Source organism: Pseudomonas sp. 9.3L (genome assembly GCF_058536285.1).
Genome location: NZ_JBZUBK010000001.1, coordinates 3,171,980 through 3,189,613, shown reverse-complemented (window position 1 = coordinate 3,189,613; position 17,634 = coordinate 3,171,980). Strand labels below are relative to the sequence as shown.

General features: G+C 61.9%; 20 protein-coding genes. 9 read left to right on the top strand and 11 right to left on the bottom strand.

All coding sequences use genetic code 11. From position 1 onward, the window contains the following. Positions 1-15: 15 nt before the first annotated feature. Positions 16-273, top strand: coding sequence for a hypothetical protein (locus AC4LE2_RS14640; protein ID WP_491826451.1), 258 nt, complete (start codon positions 16-18; stop codon positions 271-273). Positions 274-282: 9 nt separating this feature from the next. On the opposite strand, the gene AC4LE2_RS14635 is transcribed toward AC4LE2_RS14640, so the two are convergent. Continuing rightward, a complete protein-coding gene (locus tag AC4LE2_RS14635; protein ID WP_491826450.1) occupies positions 283-747 on the bottom strand; it encodes a Crp/Fnr family transcriptional regulator in 465 nt (154 codons plus the stop codon). A gap of 30 nt (positions 748-777) precedes the next feature. Continuing rightward, positions 778-2,820, bottom strand: coding sequence for a S9 family peptidase (locus tag AC4LE2_RS14630; protein WP_491828144.1), 2,043 nt, complete (start codon positions 2,818-2,820; stop codon positions 778-780). A gap of 122 nt (positions 2,821-2,942) precedes the next feature. Between AC4LE2_RS14630 and AC4LE2_RS14625 the strand changes: the two genes are divergently transcribed. From AC4LE2_RS14625 to AC4LE2_RS14615, 3 genes are read left to right on the top strand one after another with little or no spacing between them, the layout of a single operon-like run. After that, entirely contained in the window at positions 2,943-3,467 is a 525-nt protein-coding gene (locus tag AC4LE2_RS14625) for an MFS transporter (RefSeq protein WP_491826449.1), read from the top strand. A 24-nt stretch (positions 3,468-3,491) separates the two neighbouring features. Continuing rightward, positions 3,492-4,268: a class II glutamine amidotransferase gene (locus AC4LE2_RS14620; RefSeq protein ID WP_491826448.1), complete on the top strand. Its 777-nt coding sequence runs from the start codon at positions 3,492-3,494 to the stop codon at positions 4,266-4,268. 9 nt (positions 4,269-4,277) lie between these two features. Beyond that, a complete protein-coding gene (locus AC4LE2_RS14615) occupies positions 4,278-4,799 on the top strand; it encodes a DUF2937 family protein (RefSeq protein ID WP_491826447.1) in 522 nt (173 codons plus the stop codon). A gap of 57 nt (positions 4,800-4,856) precedes the next feature. On the opposite strand, the gene alkB is transcribed toward AC4LE2_RS14615, so the two are convergent. The 4 genes from alkB to AC4LE2_RS14595 all read right to left on the bottom strand — a co-directional run bounded on the left by alkB (position 4,857) and on the right by AC4LE2_RS14595 (position 9,122). Next, entirely contained in the window at positions 4,857-5,519 is a 663-nt protein-coding gene (alkB, locus tag AC4LE2_RS14610; RefSeq protein ID WP_491826446.1) for a DNA oxidative demethylase AlkB, read from the bottom strand. Between the two features lie 2 nt (positions 5,520-5,521). Next, positions 5,522-7,354, bottom strand: coding sequence for an ABC transporter ATP-binding protein (locus AC4LE2_RS14605; RefSeq protein ID WP_491826445.1), 1,833 nt, complete (start codon positions 7,352-7,354; stop codon positions 5,522-5,524). A gap of 55 nt (positions 7,355-7,409) precedes the next feature. Beyond that, entirely contained in the window at positions 7,410-7,976 is a 567-nt protein-coding gene (locus AC4LE2_RS14600) for a peptidylprolyl isomerase (RefSeq protein ID WP_491826444.1), read from the bottom strand. Between the two features lie 225 nt (positions 7,977-8,201). Further along, a complete protein-coding gene (locus tag AC4LE2_RS14595; RefSeq protein ID WP_491826443.1) occupies positions 8,202-9,122 on the bottom strand; it encodes a LysR family transcriptional regulator in 921 nt (306 codons plus the stop codon). A 126-nt stretch (positions 9,123-9,248) separates the two neighbouring features. Between AC4LE2_RS14595 and AC4LE2_RS14590 the strand changes: the two genes are divergently transcribed. From AC4LE2_RS14590 to AC4LE2_RS14570, 5 genes are all read left to right on the top strand, one after another. Then, on the top strand, positions 9,249-10,106 hold the full coding sequence (locus tag AC4LE2_RS14590) for a carboxylate/amino acid/amine transporter (protein WP_491826442.1): 858 nt from the start codon (positions 9,249-9,251) through the stop codon (positions 10,104-10,106). Between the two features lie 98 nt (positions 10,107-10,204). Then, positions 10,205-11,524, top strand: coding sequence for a DEAD/DEAH box helicase (locus AC4LE2_RS14585; RefSeq protein ID WP_491826441.1), 1,320 nt, complete (start codon positions 10,205-10,207; stop codon positions 11,522-11,524). Between the two features lie 145 nt (positions 11,525-11,669). After that, on the top strand, positions 11,670-12,044 hold the full coding sequence (locus tag AC4LE2_RS14580) for a transcriptional regulator (protein ID WP_491826440.1): 375 nt from the start codon (positions 11,670-11,672) through the stop codon (positions 12,042-12,044). A 229-nt stretch (positions 12,045-12,273) separates the two neighbouring features. After that, positions 12,274-12,396 carry a PA1414 family protein gene (locus tag AC4LE2_RS14575; protein ID WP_491826439.1) on the top strand — a complete coding sequence of 41 codons (123 nt, stop codon included), beginning with the start codon at positions 12,274-12,276 and terminating at the stop codon, positions 12,394-12,396. Continuing rightward, complete coding sequence (locus tag AC4LE2_RS14570) at positions 12,393-12,995, top strand: tRNA-uridine aminocarboxypropyltransferase (RefSeq protein ID WP_491826438.1); 603 nt, start codon at positions 12,393-12,395, stop codon at positions 12,993-12,995. Before AC4LE2_RS14575 ends, AC4LE2_RS14570 begins: the two co-directional genes overlap by 4 nt. Before the next feature lie 94 nt (positions 12,996-13,089). Here the strand turns inward: AC4LE2_RS14570 and AC4LE2_RS14565 are convergent, their stop codons facing one another. The 5 genes from AC4LE2_RS14565 to AC4LE2_RS14545 are packed head-to-tail and all read right to left on the bottom strand — an operon-like array spanning position 13,090 to position 17,461. Then, the gene (locus tag AC4LE2_RS14565) at positions 13,090-13,743 is read right to left on the bottom strand and encodes an HAD family hydrolase (RefSeq protein ID WP_491826437.1); all 654 of its coding nucleotides are present in this window, start codon (positions 13,741-13,743) and stop codon (positions 13,090-13,092) included. An 18-nt stretch (positions 13,744-13,761) separates the two neighbouring features. Beyond that, positions 13,762-14,751, bottom strand: coding sequence for an ABC transporter ATP-binding protein (locus tag AC4LE2_RS14560; protein WP_491826436.1), 990 nt, complete (start codon positions 14,749-14,751; stop codon positions 13,762-13,764). Position 14,752: 1 nt separating this feature from the next. Further along, complete coding sequence (locus tag AC4LE2_RS14555; RefSeq protein WP_491826435.1) at positions 14,753-15,550, bottom strand: ABC transporter permease; 798 nt, start codon at positions 15,548-15,550, stop codon at positions 14,753-14,755. Beyond that, the gene (locus AC4LE2_RS14550; RefSeq protein ID WP_491826434.1) at positions 15,537-16,379 is read right to left on the bottom strand and encodes an ABC transporter permease; all 843 of its coding nucleotides are present in this window, start codon (positions 16,377-16,379) and stop codon (positions 15,537-15,539) included. Before AC4LE2_RS14550 ends, AC4LE2_RS14555 begins: the two co-directional genes overlap by 14 nt. Positions 16,380-16,381: 2 nt before the next feature. Next, entirely contained in the window at positions 16,382-17,461 is a 1,080-nt protein-coding gene (locus AC4LE2_RS14545) for an ABC transporter substrate-binding protein (RefSeq protein WP_491826433.1), read from the bottom strand. Positions 17,462-17,634: the final 173 nt, after the last annotated feature.

Sequence of the window (17,634 nt, the reverse complement as noted above, 5' to 3'; positions counted from 1 at the left end):
GCGAAGCCGCGCCGCATGACCCGATTCCTTGTGCTGTTGCTCTGCGCCCTGGCCAGTTGTGCCCAGGCCGCCACTGAACCCCCGGCCACCGTGGACGCTGCGCCCCCGGTGCCCGCTGTGGCACCGGCTACGCCGTCGATGCAAGGCGGCCCTGGCGCAGTGGCGCCGCCTTCAAGCCCCAGCACACCCTTACCCGACGTGGAGCTGCCACAGCCGCCCGCCGTGAGCCCAACGGCCATTCAAAAACCCCCTGCCACTGCGCTGGAGGGGTAACCGCCGCCCTCAGGACAGGCGTTGCCCGTCCGCCATGCGCAGGCGTTTGGACAAAGACACCGCCAAGGCGCGGATCACCTTGGCGGCGACCTTGGGCGCCTCGTTCATCATTTTTTCCAGGGAATCCTTGCCCAGGCTGAGCAGCTGGCAGTCGGTGGCCGCGGCACAACTGGCCGAGCGCCGCTCGCCGTCCAGCACGGCCATTTCGCCAAAGGCGCGCCCTTTGCGCAGCAGGGCGATTTCCACCTGGTTGCCTTCGGCGTCGGTCTTGGACACCGACACATTGCCGTAGTGGATGATGCACATGAAGGTGCCCGCATCCCCCTCGTTGAAGATGCGAGTGCCTTGGTCCATGGCGACAATGCTGAAATAGCCGGCGGCAACGCCGCAGTCGTCCGGGTGCAGCTGATTGAACAGGCCGCAGTCCATCAGCATGCCGCGAATTTCGTTGTTCAGTGAGGCGGAGTGGGCCATGTCTGTATCTTCGCTATGCCGTGATCGTCATTACACCAAATGCAGCACTTTGAATACAAAGCTGTATTCGAGCGCCACGTCCCTGAGCCCTTGGTAGCGGCCACTCATGCCGCCATGGCCTGCGCCCAGCTCGGTCTTGAGCAGCAACAGGTTTTTGCCCGTGCCCACCTCGCGCAGGCGCGCTACCCACTTGGCCGCTTCCCAGTAAGCCACCCGGCTGTCGTTGTAGCCAGCCACGGCCAGCACGTGGGGGTACGGCTGCGGCCTTATGTTCTCGTAAGGCGCATATGCCTTGATGCGTGCATAGACGTCAGGCTCTTGTGGGTTGCCCCACTCGTCGTATTCGGTCACCGTCAGCGGCAGCTCAGGGTCGAGCATGGTGTTGAGCACGTCCACGAACGGCACCTCGGCGATAGCCCCTACGAACAGGTCAGGGCGCAGGTTGAGCACTGCGCCGATCAACAGCCCGCCGGCGCTACCACCGCTGATGACCAGGCGGTCGGGCTGGGTCACGCCCCGCTGTATCAAGTGTTCGGCGCAGGCAATGAAATCGCTGAAGGTGTTGGGTTTGTTGGCTTGCTTGCCAGCCTGGTACCACTGCTCGCCCAGTTCGCCACCGCCGCGTACATGGGCGATGGCAAAGCCGACACCACGGTCGAGCAGGCTCAGCCGTGCGTGAGAAAACCACGGATCGAGGCTTTCGCCATAGGCGCCATAGCCGTACAGGTACACCGGCATGGGCGCGCCAATATGGCTGCGATGGCGCACCAGGCTGATAGGGACCTGGGTGCCATCCGTGGCCGTGGCCCACACCCGCTCGCTGAGGTAGTCATCAGCGTTGAAGGCCCCGAGCACAGGTGTCTGCTTGAGTACCTTCTGGTCACCGCTGGGCAGGTGCAGCTGGCGCACCTGGGCAGGCCGGTTCAAGGCTTCGTAGCGCAGGCGTATGTGCTCGCCCTCGAACTCCAGCGTGTCTTGCACGTACAGGCTGTAGGCCGCGTCGGGCAGGCTGACGCGATACGCCTCGGCGCCGCTGGGGTGCACACTTACCACCGGCAGGCCGGCTTCGCGCAGGCTCAGCACGTACGCGCCCTGATTGAGGCTGAACCCGTCCAGCATGATGGCGGGGTCGTGGGCTACCAACAGGTGCCAGCGGGCTTCCTCAGGCACCTGGCCGTTGTCTGCGCACTGGTAGATCGCAAAATTCAAGCCGTCACGGTTGGTGCGGGCAAACCAGGCCCAGGCGCCGTCCAACTGGCCGTGGTCCACGTCATAGTCATGACCTTCGCGTCGCGGTGCCACACAGGCGAAGGCGCCGTCGGGCGTGTCGGCGTCCAGCACCCAGGCTTCGCTGGTGGTCTTGCTGTTGGTGTGAAGAATCAACTGGCGTTCGGAGCTGGCCCGGTAGCAGTGCAGGAAGAAGCGCCCGTCGGTTTCTTCGAACACCAGGGTAGCGGCGGCCTCGCCCAGACGATGGCGATGCAGCTGATAGGGGCGGTGGGTGTCGTCATGCACCGAGAAAAACAGTGTGGCGTTGTCGTTGGCCCACGTCATGGCGCCGCTACAGGCCTCGAATGGCAGCGGCTGGACATCGCCACTGGCCAGGTTCTTTACGAACAGCTGGTAGGTTTCGTCGCCCTGAGTATCGAGGCTGTAGGCCAGCCATTGATGGTCCTGGCTGATGCTAAAGGCACCCAGCGACAAGAAGCCTCCCTCGGCGAGCACGTTCGGGTCTAGCAATAATTGCTCTGCGGCCGGGTCTACGGTCAATGAACCGTCTGCTGGGCGGGGCGCGCGGTAGTGCCGTGCATACTCATCGCCGGCAGTGGTCCGCGAGTAATACAGCCACGGCCCCCAGGGCGAGGGCAGGCTCAGGTCGGTTTCAAGAATGCGGCTGCGGATTTCTTCGAACAGCCCTTCGCGCAGGTCGGCCTGGTCGGCCATGCACGCCTCCAGGTAGGCGTTCTCAGCCTGCAAGTGCGCGAGCACCTCGTCGCTGTCTCGGTGTTGCAACCAGGCATAAGGGTCTTGGCCTGGGGCCTTGCGGGCAATCGGAGGCGTAGGCTCAGACATGTTTGAATCCTCATCAATGCGCGTGACCGGCACCCAGTGAGTGCCGGGGTGGCGGTCAACACTGCGCCACACGCCAAAAGCCGTTATCATAAGCGCCACCTTGCCGCCTTGCCACGAACACCATGACCGAGAATGACTATTACATCGCCTGGGGCTTGTATGCCTTCGCTGCCCTGGGCTGTTTGCTGGTGTGGTTTCGCCTCACCCGATGGCTGTGGCGCTGGCTGCGCGAGCCGCTGCGGGTAGTCATGGCAGTGGCGCTGTGTACGCCCACGGTCGTAGACCCTGCCCGTGACCAGTACGCTCCGGCCTTGGCCATTACCGCGCTGGACATGCTCTTCAAGGTGGCGGACAACGCCTGGCGGGCGGTTTCGGACCTCGCCATGTACCTCGCTATCGCGCTGGTGCTTTACGGGGTATTTGCCTTGATCCGCTGGCCGTTGCAACGCAGTGCCCGTGCTCGCCGCACAGAGGCGCAGGCACAGGCCCAGCGCCGCGCCCAGGTAAGCGAAGCACAGCCGAGCGAGCCACTGCCGTCAGAGGCATTGGCAGGCCTTGGGCGCCCTGAGGCCGAGCCCCGCCCGGCATCTGGCAGCCCCAGGCGCCCAGCCGAGGGCGGCCCCCTGCGGGTTGAACCCAGGCTCTAATTTCAGCCGTCCAGGGAGCGTTGTATGTGCGAGTTGCTCGGCATGAGTGCCAATGTTCCCACCGACATCGTGTTCAGTTTTACCGGGCTGGTTCAGCGCGGCGGGCGTACCGGCCCACACCGTGACGGTTGGGGTATTGCCTTCTACGAAGGGCGCGGGCTACGGCTGTTCCAAGACCCGGCCCCCAGTTGTGAATCCAGGGTCGCGGAGCTGGTGCAGCGTTACCCCATCAAAAGCGAAGTAGTGATTGGTCACGTGCGTCAGGCCAACGTCGGCAAGGTGTGCCTGGCCAACACGCACCCGTTCGTGCGAGAGCTATGGGGCCGCAACTGGTGTTTTGCGCATAATGGGCAGTTGAGCAACTTCCTGCCTGCGCCTGGCTTTTATCGCCCTGTGGGGGACACGGACAGCGAGGCAGCCTTCTGCGACCTGCTCAATCGGGTTCGTACGGCATTTCCCGAGCCCACTATCGATGCGCGCCTGCTCCCGGTGCTGATCGAGGCCTGCGCCTCCTACCGTGCGCTGGGGGTGTTCAACGGCCTGCTCAGCGACGGCGACTGGCTGTTCACCTTCTGCTCCACCAAGCTGGCACACATAACCCGGCGGGCACCTTTCGGCCCGGCTCGGCTCAAAGATGTCGATGTGATCGTAGACTTTCACGCAGAAACCACCCCTGACGATGTCGTCACGGTGATCGCCACCGAGCCATTGACCGAAAATGAAACCTGGCACCGTTATAGCCCTGGCCAATGGGCCCTGTGGCGCGGCGGCGAATGTGTAGCCCAAGGGCATATCGAATAAGGACGCTCCATGCTACGAAGCTATCTTCGGTTGATACTGTTCGCCCTCGGGCTGTTGGTGGGGGTTCAGGTACCGGGTGTGATCGGTGATTACACCCAACGGGTGCAAGCGCACCTGATTGAAGCTGAAAAAGCCCTGCAAGGCTTTACGGACACTGCCCAGAAGTTTTTCAACGGCGACCTACGTGCACTGGTGCAGCATTACCAGAGCAGCGAGGACCCAGTATTCCGCAATGATGCCCAGAGCGTGGGCGCCCTGGTGACCCGCGAGCAAGCCCTGCAACGCGAATGGCAGGCATTGCAAGGCCCGTGGTATGAGCGCGCCTGGCACGTGGCCACGGCCGCAGACCGGGAGATCCGCGATGAAACCCTGCGCAGCTACGATTACCGCGTGCCGCTCGCACCCGAGGCCATCGCCTGGGGTATTTGCGTAGCGCTGTTATTGGCAGCACTCATCGAGTGGCTAATGATCGGCATCGGTCACACCTTCGGTATCCGGCCCCGCAAGCCGATTCCGGAAAGCTGGCGCTAGGCATCAGGGCGCGGTAGGCCCCAGTCTGTAGACGCCAACGGCAGTGGGCAAAGGGCCTCACACCCGAACTTTTCGGAACGTGAGGTTAAGCCGCCTCTGGCCAACCAACGGGTGCTCGCCAGCCTTGACCGGCGCTACGCCGTGATAGCGCAGGCGGCTCTCTGCGCCCCACACCACGACGTCCCCATGCTGCAACCCATAGCGTTGAACAGGCGCAGTGCGCTCCAGCCCGCCAAACAGGAACACAGCAGGTAAACCGAGGGATACGGACACAATAGGCGCCGACAAGTCCTGTTCGTCTTTGTCCTGGTGCAGCGATAGCCGCGCATCGGGGAGGTAGGTGTTGATCAAGCAGGCGTCTGGGTCAAAGGGCGGGTAGCCTGCCGCTGTGGCAGCGGCCATGGCCAGGCGCGTGAACACGTCGGGCATGGCCGGCCAGGGCGTTCGGGTAAGCGGGTCGTGAGTCGAGTAGCGGTAACCGCTGGCATCGCTGGTCCAGCCCAGGCGGCCACAGTTGGTCATGGCGACTGACATGGTAAAGCCACCTGGGGTGACCAGGTGGCGGAACGGGCTATGCGCTTCGATTGCCTGTATTGCAGCGAGCAAGGCCTCAGCGTAGGCAGTGGCAAAGCCTTCAAGCAACCAGGCGCCCGGCCCCAGTGGTTTATGTTCATCGGCCTGGCGGGGCGGCAGGTCGGCGAACAGGTCCAGGGTAAACATGCTTAATCAACCCCGACGAAGCCACCGGTCTGGTGGCGCCACAGGCGCGAATACAGACCTTTGTGGGCCAGCAGCTCGCTGTGGGTGCCCACTTCCACTACCCGGCCTTTATCCATTACCACTAGACGGTCCATCTGGGCGATGGTCGACAGCCGGTGAGCAATGGCGATGACCGTTTTACCCTCCATCAAGGTACCCAGGCTTTCCTGGATCGCGGCTTCCACTTCTGAATCCAGTGCCGAGGTGGCCTCGTCCATGATTAGAATGGGCGCGTTCTTGAGCAATACGCGGGCAATTGCGATGCGCTGACGCTGGCCTCCGGAGAGTTTGACGCCGCGCTCGCCCACATGGGCGTCCAGGCCCGTGCGGCCTTCGGCGTCAGTCAATTGGGTCAGGAACTCATCGGCCTTGGCCTTGTGGATGGCGTCCCACAACTGGGCTTCGGTCGCGTCTGGCTTTCCGTACAGCAGGTTGTCGCGCAGTGAGCGGTGGAGCAGGGCGGTGTCTTGGGTAATCAAGCCGATCTGTTCGCGCAGGCTCTCCTGGCGAACACTGGCGATGTCTTGGCCGTCAATCAGGATACGCCCGCTCTCCAGGTCGTATAGGCGTAACAGCAGGTTGACGATGGTCGACTTGCCCGCACCGGAAGGCCCGATCAGGCCGATGTTTTCGCCAGGAGCGATTTCCAGGTCCAGGCCGCTGATCACCCGGCCAACCTTGCCGTAATGGAACTCGGCCGCCTCGAAACGCACACCGCCTTTAGCTACCTTGAGCGCCGGTGCGCCAGGCGCGTCGGTGACGCTCAGAGGTTGCGAAATGGTTTGCAAGCCATCCTGCACCATGCCGATGTTTTCGAAGATGCCATTGACCACCCACATGATCCAGCCCGACATATTGACGATGCGGATCACCAGGCCGGTAGCCAGCGCGATGGCGCCTACCGTGAGTAAGCCCTGGGTCCAAAGCCATAAGGCCAGGCCCGTGGTCCCCACGATCAACACGCCATTGAGGGTGGTAATGACCACGTCCATGCTAGTGATGACGCGGCTGGCCAGTTGGGTTTTCTCGGTCTGCTCGGTAATGGCTTCGCGGGCGTACTGCTGCTCAAGGTTGGTGTGGGCGAACAGCTTGAGGGTAGTGATGTTGGTGTAGCCATCGACGATGCGCCCCATAAGTTTGGAGCGTGCATCGGAAGACACCACCGACCGCGCCTTTACGCGCGGCACGAAGTACCAGAGGCACAGGATATACGCCGCGATCCAGGCAATCAGTGGCAGCATCAGGCGCCAATCACTCTCGGCGAACAGCACCAGGGCACTGATGGCGTAAATCGCCACATGCCACAGCGCGTCCACAGCCTGCACGGCGGAATCGCGCAACGAGTTGCCGGTTTGCATGATGCGCGTGGCGATGCGCCCGGCGAAATCGTTCTGGAAGAAATTCATGCTCTGCTTGAGCACATGGTTGTGGTTCTGCCAGCGAATCATGCTGGTCATGCCGGGGGCGATGGTCTGGTGCACCAGCAGGTCATGCAGCCCCACGAATACCGGGCGAATGATCATCGCGACCACCAGCATCCAGGTCAGGCTGCCCCAGTGCTCGGCGAAAAAACGCTCGGGGGCGGTGGTGTTCACCATGTCGATGATGTCGCTGAGGTAACTGAACAGCGACACCTCGATCAGCGCCGCGATCAGCCCTACCGCCAACAGGGCAGCGAAGCTCGGCCACACCTGGCGCAGGTAGTAGAGGTAGAACGCCGTTACCTTGCCCGGCGGTGCCTCCGTGGGGGCGTCACGGAAGACATTAATCCACTGTTCGAAGCGGCGGTACAGCATGGGGCATCCCCTCCTGGTCTAGGCGCCACCCGGCATAGCCGAGTGGCGAGGCGTGTCACTCTACAAGCTTGGCGGACTTGATCATGATGGGTTGCTTGGGAACGTTCTGCATGCCCTTGGACGTGCCGGTAGGGCTGTTCACGATGTTAGTGACCACATCCATGCCCTTGACCACCTTGCCGAACACGGCATACCCAAAGTCACGGCCGCCGTGATCGAGGAAGGCGTTGTCGTTGACGTTGATGAAGAACTGGCTAGTGGCCGAATTCACCTCGGACGTGCGGGCCATGGCCAAGGTGCCGGTCAGGTTTTTAAGGCCATTGTCGGCTTCATTCTTGATAGGCGCCTGGGTGGGTTTCTCGTTCATGTTGCGGTCGTAACCACCGCCTTGCACCATGAAACCGGGGATTACCCGGTGAAACTGCGTGCCGACGTAGGTGCCGCTTTGCACATAGCCGAGGAAATTCTTCGTACTGATGGGCGCTTTGTCGGCATTGAGTTCCACCTCGATCTGGCCCATGTCGGTGTCCAGCAGCACGTGGGGCTTGCTGGCGTCAGGCGCTGCCTGGAGGCTGGCGGCGAACAACAGAGAACTGGCACATAAGGCGATGCGTTTGAACATGAGGCAGGATCCTTAGGGTAAGGTGGACGGCAATGCCGGTAACACAGCAGGGTACCTCAAATGCTCTACTTCGCCAGCCGTACAGCGTGCGAGCACGTCCAGAGCCTCACCGTTATGGACCCCTGTGAGGGAATGCCCGTTCAACCTGGCTGGCTGACAACAACATGTGGGGCATGTGGGGCATGTGCGAGTCAACGGCAGTTGGCGAAAGCGTTCGGCCTGCTGCTAGGGCTGCGGCAACTCGGGCAAGGGGGCATCCAGAGGCGCGGTGTCGAAGATACGTAGCAGCTCGACCAGGATCTGCGTAGCCGGCCCCAGGGGTTTTTCCTTGCTGGCATACAGGAAAAACATGGGGTGGCGGGTAGCGCCCTGGTCCAGCCGCAACGGCTTGAGCACGCCTTCGCGCAGCTCCCGCTCGATGGTTTGCCGCGGCAGCCAGGCAAACCCCAGGCCGCTGCCTACGAAGGTCGCGGCCGTCGCCAGGCTGCCCACGGTCCAACGCTGCTCGGCACCCAGCCACCCGGCGTCCTTGGGCTGCCGGCCCGAGTCGCGAATCACGATTTGCAACTGGGTTTCCAGATCATGGAAGGTCAATGGGCGGTTCATCCGGTGCAGTGGGTGATCCGGGTGAGCCACGGCCACGAACTCCACGGTGCTCATTTCCGTGCCCAGGTAGCCGCGGATATTCAAGGCGCTGATAGCAAGGTCTGCTACGCCGTCGAGCAATACATCCTCCACCCCCGACAGCACTTCTTCGCGCAGGCGCACACGACAGCCTTGGCTGCGTGGCATAAAGGCGCTCAGTGCCCGCGCCAGCCGTGCATTAGGGTAAGCAGCATCCACCACCAGGCGTACCTCGGCCTCCCAGCCCTGCTCCATGTGATGGGCAAGGTCTTCCAATAGGCTGGCCTGACTGACTAACTGCCGTGACCGGCGCAACAGCACCGCCCCTGCCTCCGTCAGTACCGCTTTGCGCCCATCGATGCGCAGCAGTGGCACGCCGAGTTGTTCCTGCATCCGGCCCACGGTGTAGCTCACCGAAGACTGTGAGCGGTGCAGGGCATGGGCGGCCTGCGCGAACCCACCGTGGTCCACCACGGCTTGCAGGGTTCGCCACTGGTCGAGGGTAACGCGGGGCGCTTTCATGGACAGGGTACCTGTTAAAATCCTGCGCTATTAAACAACAAACCGGCCACCGTTCAGGCATGAAATCCTATGGCCGGATAAAGCTGCCGGCCTGTGTTAAGGTCGCGCGCTTTGCCCGAGGCGCCCATGGCCTACCTGCTCATCGTTACCTTGATCCAAGCCTTTTCGTTCAACCTGATTGGCGAATACCTGGCCGGCCACGTCGACAGCTACTTCGCGGTGCTGGCACGGGTCATAGTGGCGGGGCTGGTGTTCTTACCCTTGACCCGGTGGCGCGCCGTGCCTGGCCCCTACTGGCGGCGCCTGATGGTGATCGGTGCCTTGCAGTTTGGCGTGACGTACGTGTGCCTGTACTTGAGCTTCCGTGTGCTCACAGTGCCGGAGGTGCTGCTGTTCACCGTGCTGACCCCGCTGCACGTAACCCTCTTGCAGGATGCGCTGGCGCGGCGGTTCAACCCATGGGCACTGCTGTCCGCGCTGGTGGCAGTGCTTGGCGCGGTGGTGATTCGCTTCGATGGCATCACGGGTGACTTCCTGGGTGGGTTCCTGCTGCTTCAATTGGCGAATTTCACCTATGCCGCTGGTCAGGTGTTGTACAAGCGGCTGCGCGCCCAGCACGATATGCCAGGCCCGCAGTACCAGGGCTTTGGGTATTTCTTCGTAGGCGCCTTGCTGGTGGCGCTGCCAGCCTTCGTGGTGCTGGGCAACCCGGCGCACCTGCCGCAAACGCCTGTACAGTGGGGGGTGCTGGGGTTTCTAGGGCTGGTGGCCACTGCCTTCGGCATGTACGCCTGGAACAAAGGCGCCAGCCAGGTGCCTGCCGCTACGCTGGCCGTGATGAACAACCTGCATGTGCCGGTGGGGTTGCTGATTAACCTGCTGGTCTGGAATCACCAAGAGCCCCTGGGGCGGCTGGCTCTAGGCGGGGCTATCATTCTGGCCTCGGTGTGGCTCAGCCGCCGGCGCTCGGCAGTCACCGCGTAAGCGTTCAACGGGCCTGGTACAGCGCGTACGGCTCGCTTGTACGGCGTAGCTCCGCTACCCTATGCAGTCGTTCCAGGTTCCCTTCGAGGTAGTACCCCGTGTTTTCCCAATTCGCCCTTCACGAACGCCTGCTCAAAGCCGTGGCCGAGCTCAAATTCATCGAGCCGACCCCGGTGCAGGTCGCGGCCATTCCGCCAGCGCTGGAGGGGCGTGACCTGCGGGTAACCGCCCAGACCGGCAGCGGCAAGACCGCTGCGTTCGTCTTGCCCATGCTCAATCGGCTAATCGGCCCGGCCCGGCCCCGGGTAGACATCCGTGCGTTGATCCTGCTGCCTACCCGCGAGCTGGCGCAGCAAACCCTCAAAGAGGTAGAGCGTTTTGCCCGCTACACCTTCATCAAGGCGGGGTTGATCACCGGCGGTGAAGACTTCAAGGTGCAGGCCGCCATGCTGCGCAAGGTGCCAGATATCCTCATCGGCACCCCAGGGCGCCTGCTGGAACACCTCAATGCAGGCAACCTGGACCTGGCCCACGTGGAAGTGATGGTGCTGGATGAAGCCGACCGCATGCTGGACATGGGCTTTGCCGACGACGTAACCCGCCTGTGCGACCTGTGCCCCGCCGACCACCAAACCCTGCTGTTCTCGGCCACCACCGGCGGCGCCGGCTTGCGTGACATGATCGCCAAAGTGCTCAAGGACCCTGAGCACCTAATGGTGAACAACGTCAGCGACCTTAGCGAAACCACGCGCCAACAAATCATGATGGCCGACCATAACGCGCATAAGGAGGCCATCGTCCAGTGGCTGCTGGCCAACGAAACCTACCGCAAGGCCATTGTCTTTACCAACACCCGGAGCATGGCCGACCGGGTATATGGCCACCTGGTCGCCAAGGACTTCAAAGTCTTCGTGCTGCACGGGGAAAAAGACCAGAAAGACCGCAAGTTGGCCATTGAGCGCCTCAAGCAGGGCGCCGCCAAGATCCTCGTGGCCACCGACGTGGCAGCACGTGGCCTGGACGTAGAGGGCATGGACCTGGTCATCAACTTCGATTTGCCACGCAGCGGTGACGAATACGTACACCGGGTAGGTCGCACCGGCCGGGCTGGCGGCGAAGGCTTGGCGATTTCCTTGATTTGCCATGGGGACTGGAACCTGATGTCCAGCATTGAGCGCTACCTCAAGCAGAACTTCGAGCGCCGGGTGATCAAGGAGGTCAAAGGTAATTACACCGGCCCTAAAAAACTCAAGGCGTCAGGTAAGGCCGTTGGCACCAAGAAAAAGAAAACCGAGAAGGATAAAAAAGCCACGACCAAGGCTACCCCCAAGCGCTCACCCAATGCGCGAAAGCCGGCCAGCGCAGGCCTGGCAAGCCAGGACGGCCTCGCGCCGTTGAAAAAACGTAAGGTGGATTAAGCTGCCTACATCTGTACCTGCCATGAACGCGCTGCCCTCACGGTGCGGTCATGGCTACAGCGCTTCTGACCGAACGGTCACTTTCTCAACCGGTCACAACTAGGCACGTTTACCTCCACCCTTTCATCTTTGGAGTAATCGCCTCATGCCACAGTACAACTGGGACCTGATTGAGCGTCTGCTGCACAAAGTGCAAAGCACCGCTGGTGAAGCCTTCGATACGGACGCTTACGCCGAGGAGCTGACACGCACCCAGGCCGCCGAGGGGGCCGCCCCCCAAGACCTGGGCACGCTCAAGGCCGACGCTGCCCGCTATGAAAAGGTGTTGCGGGAGCGTAATTTTGTGGAGCGCAAAGGTGCAGGCTATGCATTGACCGACACAGGCGCCCGTCTGTTGGCCCTGATCGATAGCAGCATCCCTGACAGCGAGCACCCACGCGATGTGCTTAATGAGCAAAGTGATGCCCTTGAGCCCAGCACCTTCAAAACAGTAGCCAGCAAGGCCCAAGTGGCACCCTGAACTAAAAGGCCCTCTTGCCAGTTCGAGGGAACCTGGCCTTTGGCACGGCAGTCGTCTGCACAACAGCAGATGGCAGCCGGCTACCGCTGGTCGCACAGGCCGGTTTTGAGGTGCCATCACGGCCAGTACTGGCTGCTAAAGCCATGCGCAAATCACTGGGCGGGATTATGATCTGTAGAGTAACGGCACATGTAGTCGCCGTATCGGGCAAGTCCCAAGGGGGCGTGTAATGCAAGGCAAACTCTTAAACTGGCTGCACGACTTGGCTGTAGCGCTGGGTTTGATTCCTCCAATGCAACCGGTGCCTATTCCTGCCGAAGATGAGCGCAAGCGTCGCCAGCCGCGCCGTTGAAGCAACCTGGCGTCTCTGTCCAGCGTGCAAGGTGTGAACACTGCCTGCGGCCACAGTCGCACTGCTTGTGTGCGCTGATCCCTAGCCTCACCAGCCAAAGCCCCGTGATGATTCTTCAGCATGCCAGCGAGGCCGGCCATGCGCTGAATACCGCCCGGCTGGCCCACCTGGGTTTGGCGAACAGCCAGCTGTTCATTGGCGAACGCTTTGACCCCTCGCTATGGCAAGACAGCGCGTTCCCCGTCTGCGTACTGTTTCCAAGTAAAGGAGCAGTGCCCCTGTCAGCCTCTACAGGGCCGCAGCAGCTGATCGTGCTTGATGGCACTTGGCGTAAGGCGCGCAAGCTGCTCCACGTTAATCCGTCCCTGGCGGCACTTCCCCGTGTCTGCCTACCGGCACCCACGCCCTCCCGGTATCGCCTGCGAAAGGCGCCGGGGGAGGGTGCGGTGTCTACCCTTGAGGCCATCGTGCAGGCCCTTGAGGTAATGGAAACCCCTCGTTCATTCCAGGCGCTGCTGGCACCGTTCGAGGCCCTGATTGAAGGGCAGATCCATGCTATGGGGCCAGCGGTGTACGCCAGAAACCACCACACGCCTTAGCCTTGGCGTTGCTAGGTTTGCCCTGTAGGAGCAAACGCAGCCAACGGCGGAGTTCGCGAAGGCATCACCTCGAATGGCCTATCAGGCAGCCCTGTCACCGCCACCTCATGATTGGCCAACCTGCCTGCTCGGCGTGGGCACGCAACACTGGGTCCGGGTTGACGGCCACGGGCCGTTCAACGGCTTCCAACAAGGGCAAGTCATTGTGGGAGTCAGAATAAAACGCCGCACCCGCCAGGGTTTCGCCTTCGGCGGCCAACCATTCCTGAAGGCGCGTCAGTTTACCTTCCCGGTAGGTCAGGGTGCCTTCAGTTTGGCCGTTGTAGCAGCCATGGGCATACGCCAATTGGATGGCCAGCACCTCGTCAATGCCGATACGTTCGGCAATCGGCTTTACCAGGTGTTCGCCAGACGCTGAGATGATAAGCACGCGATCGCCAGCCGCACGGTGCGCGGCAATGCAACGCGTGGCATCACTGAAGATCAGCGGCTCTATCACGTCCTCTACCCAAGGGCCTACCAAATGAGCCACTTCCTCTTCGGTACGGCCCAGCAGCGGTTCCAGAGTGAACGCCATGTAGGCCTCCATCGCCAGTTCGCCTCGCCGGTAGGCGTCCATCAACGCATGGTCTTGGCGGATGAAACTGTCGCCATCTACCCAGCCCAGGCGTGCCATCTGCTCACTCCACAGGGACGCACAGTCGCCGTCTATCAGCGTCTCATCCAGGTCAAAAATCGCCAGGGGCATTGCGGTGTTCTCCTCGGTTTACGCCAGGGCTCGTGCCGCCTCAGGCGCGATAGACAGCCGTACGCGGGTACCGCTGGGGTAGAGGTCATCGGCGCTGCGGTTGAGCACATCGACACTGACGTCCACGCCGTGCGCACGCACCCGGTAGCGGATCACATTGCCTAACAGGCTATGGCTGAGAATCTCTCCGATGCCCTGTGGTTCCACCTGTAACTCAATGGCTTCCGGGCGGATGGCCTGTGCGACGCTAACGCTGCGCCCCAGCAACAGGCTCGCGGCTGGGGCCTGGAGCACGTTGTAATGACCGATGAACCCTGCGGCGAAGGCGTTGATGGGCGCGGTGTAGAGGTGCTGTGCATCGCCGCTTTGCACGATCTGCCCCTCGTTCATGAGCACGATGCGGTCGCTGAGGGTGAGGGCTTCTTCTTGGTCGTGGGTCACGAACAGGGTGGTTATCCCCAGGGCTTGTTGAATGCCTCGGATGTGCTCGCGCAGGTGCCTGCGAATACGTGCGTCCAGGGCTGACAAGGGCTCATCGAGCAGCAACAGGCGAGGGCGGGTGACCAATGAGCGGGCTAGCGCCACGCGCTGACATTGCCCACCCGATAACTGATGGGGGTAGCGTTGAGCGAAGGTACTGAGCTCTACCATGTGCAACGCCTCCTTGACCCGTTCCTGGCAGCGTTCAGCGCTCACCTTGCGCATGCGCAGGCCGAAGGCAACGTTTTGCTCCACGGTCATATTGGGGAACAGCGCATAGCTCTGGAACACCATGCCAATGTCGCGCTTCTGCGGCGGAAGGGGCACGAGGTCCTGGCCGTCCAGCAGGATCTGCCCGCTGTCGACGCGAGTAAGGCCGGCAATGCAGCGCAGCAATGTGGACTTGCCGCACCCCGAGGGCCCGAGCAAGGTCACGAATTCTCCTTGGGCTACCTCAATGTTGATGTCGGCAAACACCGGTGTGGCGCCGAACGCCTTGTGCAGCCCGCGTACAGTGACAAAACTCATGTCAGGGGGTGTCCTTGTTCAAGCGCATGGCAAGCCAGGTGGTTACCAGTACAAACACGAAGTAGGACATCACCAGCGCACTGTTGAAGTGGCCGCTGCTGTTGCGCATGTTGTTCAGGTACACCTGAAGGGTTTCGTAGCGGGTACCCACCAACAGGTTGGCGAACACGAACTCGCCGAACAGGAATGAAAACGACAACAGCAGCGCCACCAGCAGGCCCTTGCGCACGTTAGGCAGGATCACGTGCCACGCCGCTTGCCAGGGGTTGGCGCCTAGCAGCTGGGCGGCGTCCATCAAGTCGTGCAGCTTGATGGCCTGCAGGCTGTTGGTGATAGCGCGGTACATGAAGGGCAGCGCAACGGTGAAATAACACCCGATCAGAATCCAGGGCGTGCCTACCATGGCCAGTGGCCCGGCGCCGTACAACTGGAGCAGGCCCACCGAAGACACTACAGGCGGCACGGCGAAGGGCAGCAGGATGAGGATATTCATCAGCCTATCCAGCCGCGGAAAATGGTAATGCACTACAAACAACAACGGCAGGATCAGCACCACTGCCAGCACGAGCGCACCTACGCAAATCACCAGGGAATGCCCGAACGCCTGCAGGAAGCGCGCGTCAGTCCAGAGCGCCACGTACCATTTCAGCGTCAGCCCACTGGGCAACACAGTGGCTGACCATTCAGTGGCCAGGGAATAGAGCAGCGTACCTGCCAGGGGCAGCAACAGGATCAGGAACAGCAACCACACCACCACGCGGTGGTAGAGGGGGGCGCTACTGCGTTCAGCGGCGGCCATGGTAGCTCCTGCGCACTATCCACTGATGGACCAGGGTCACCAGGGTCATCATGCCCACCAGTACCATGGCCAATGCGCTGGCCAGGTTGGGGTCCAGCGTGATATCCCCGGCCACCATCGCTGCGATACGCACGGGCAATACATTGAAATTCCCTGTGGTTAGCGCATACACCGTGGCGTAGGCGCCCAGGGCATTGGCCAGCAGGATCACGAAGGTGCCCAATAAGGCGGGAAGCATCACCGGCAGCGCGACCAGCCGCCAGTAGTGAAAGGGGCTTGCGCCTAGCAAAGCGGCGGCCTCGCGCCACTCATCGCGCAGCGCATCGAAGGCGGGGTACAACAACAGTACGCCAAGGGGGATCTGAAAGTAGGTGTACACCACGATCAGGCCCAGCTTGGAATAGAGGTTAAAGTCGGTCAGTAGCCCCTGTTGCTTGAGCAGCAGGGTAATGGCGCCGTTAAAGCCCAGCAAAATGATAAAAGCGAAGGCCAAAGGCACGCCGGCGAAGTTGCTGGTCATGTTGGCGAACGCGGTCACGAAATTACGCAGCGGCGACGGCACTTGGCGCAAGGCGTAACTGCCCACCACAGCAATCAGCAGCCCCAGCAGGCTAGACCACAGACTGATCTCCAGGCTGAATTGCATGGCCTGGCGATAGAAGCGTGAGCCAAACGCCTTGATAAAGTTGGCCAGGCCCCAGCCTTCCGGGCCGTGCAGGCTGCCCACCGCTACCCACGCCAGTGGGGCCAGCTGGAACACCACAAAGAACAGGGCAAACGGCAGCAGCAACAAAGCTGCCAGCCATTTACCCCGAGGGCTGCCGCCCATGCTTATTGCATCTCAACGATGACCTGTTCGTTCCACTGCTGCGGCAATGCCTTGGAGCTCTTTTCCCAGACGGCCGGGTTGGTGATGGGCTTCACATTCTTGTACTGCTCAGCCGGTAGCAACTTGGCAGCGACCTCTGCGGGCAGCTTCAGATGGTCGGCGCGGATAGGGCGGGCGTAGCCGTTGGCAAGGTTGATCTGGCCGGCGTCGCTGAGGATGTATTCCCGCGCAAGCTTGGCGGCGTTGGGGTGCGTCGCGTACTTATTGATGAGGGTGGTGTAGCCCGAGATGACCGAGCCGTCAGAGGGGATCAACACATCGAAGCGCTTGGGGTCGATCTGGTCACGGTAGCTCAGGCCATTGAAGTCCCAGACCACGCCCACCTCGATCTCGCCTTTTTCCAGCGTCTGGATGGTGGGGTTGGAGAGGCTGAGCCGGCCTTGCTTGGCCAGTTCGGTGAACAGCGCCAAACCCGGGGCCAGGTTGCTCTCGTCCCCCTTATTGGCGATGGCCGCCGCCAGCACGCCGTTGGCGGCCTGTGCTGCAGTACTCACGTCACCGATAGCCACCTTGTATTTGCCGGTTTTCAGGTCTGCCCAGCGTTTAGGCGCATCGCCGTCCTTGACCAATTGCTTGTTGATAATGAAAGCAATACTGCCGGTGTACGCCAGCATCCAGTGGCCATCTGCGTCCTTGGCCCAGCCCGGAATCTGGCTCCAGGTACTCGGCTTGTAGGGTTGGGTCACGCCTTGGCTGGCGGCGATGGGGCCAAAGGCAGCGCCTACGTCCCCGATGTCGGCGCTGGCGTTGTCTTTTTCAGCAGCGAACTTGGCCACTTCCTGCGCCGAGCTCATGTCCGTGTCCATGTGTTTGAGGCCGTAGGTGGTGCCCAGCGCCTCCCAGGTGCCTTTCCAGTTCGCCCAGGCGTCCGGCATGCCCACGCTGTTGACCTGGCCTTCTTTGCGCGCGGCCGCTTCCAGCGCCTGCAGGTCGTCAGCGGCCATGGCCACATTGCCCAGCCCCAAGGCCGAACCCAGCAGCGAGGCCAGCAGCAGTGTGTTGAGCGTTGTCTGTTTTGTCATCGGTAGCTCCGGGAAGGCGAAGGGGATGCCATAAGCGAATGAGCCTATGCCGACGCAGGGCATTAGCCTGGGCCGCGCCAGAGACCCTAAGAGGCCGACATGACCGTTTGATGTCAGGCCCGCTTCGCTGCTCAAGCGTAGACCACCTGGCGGCGCCCGTGAGCGGTTCGTTC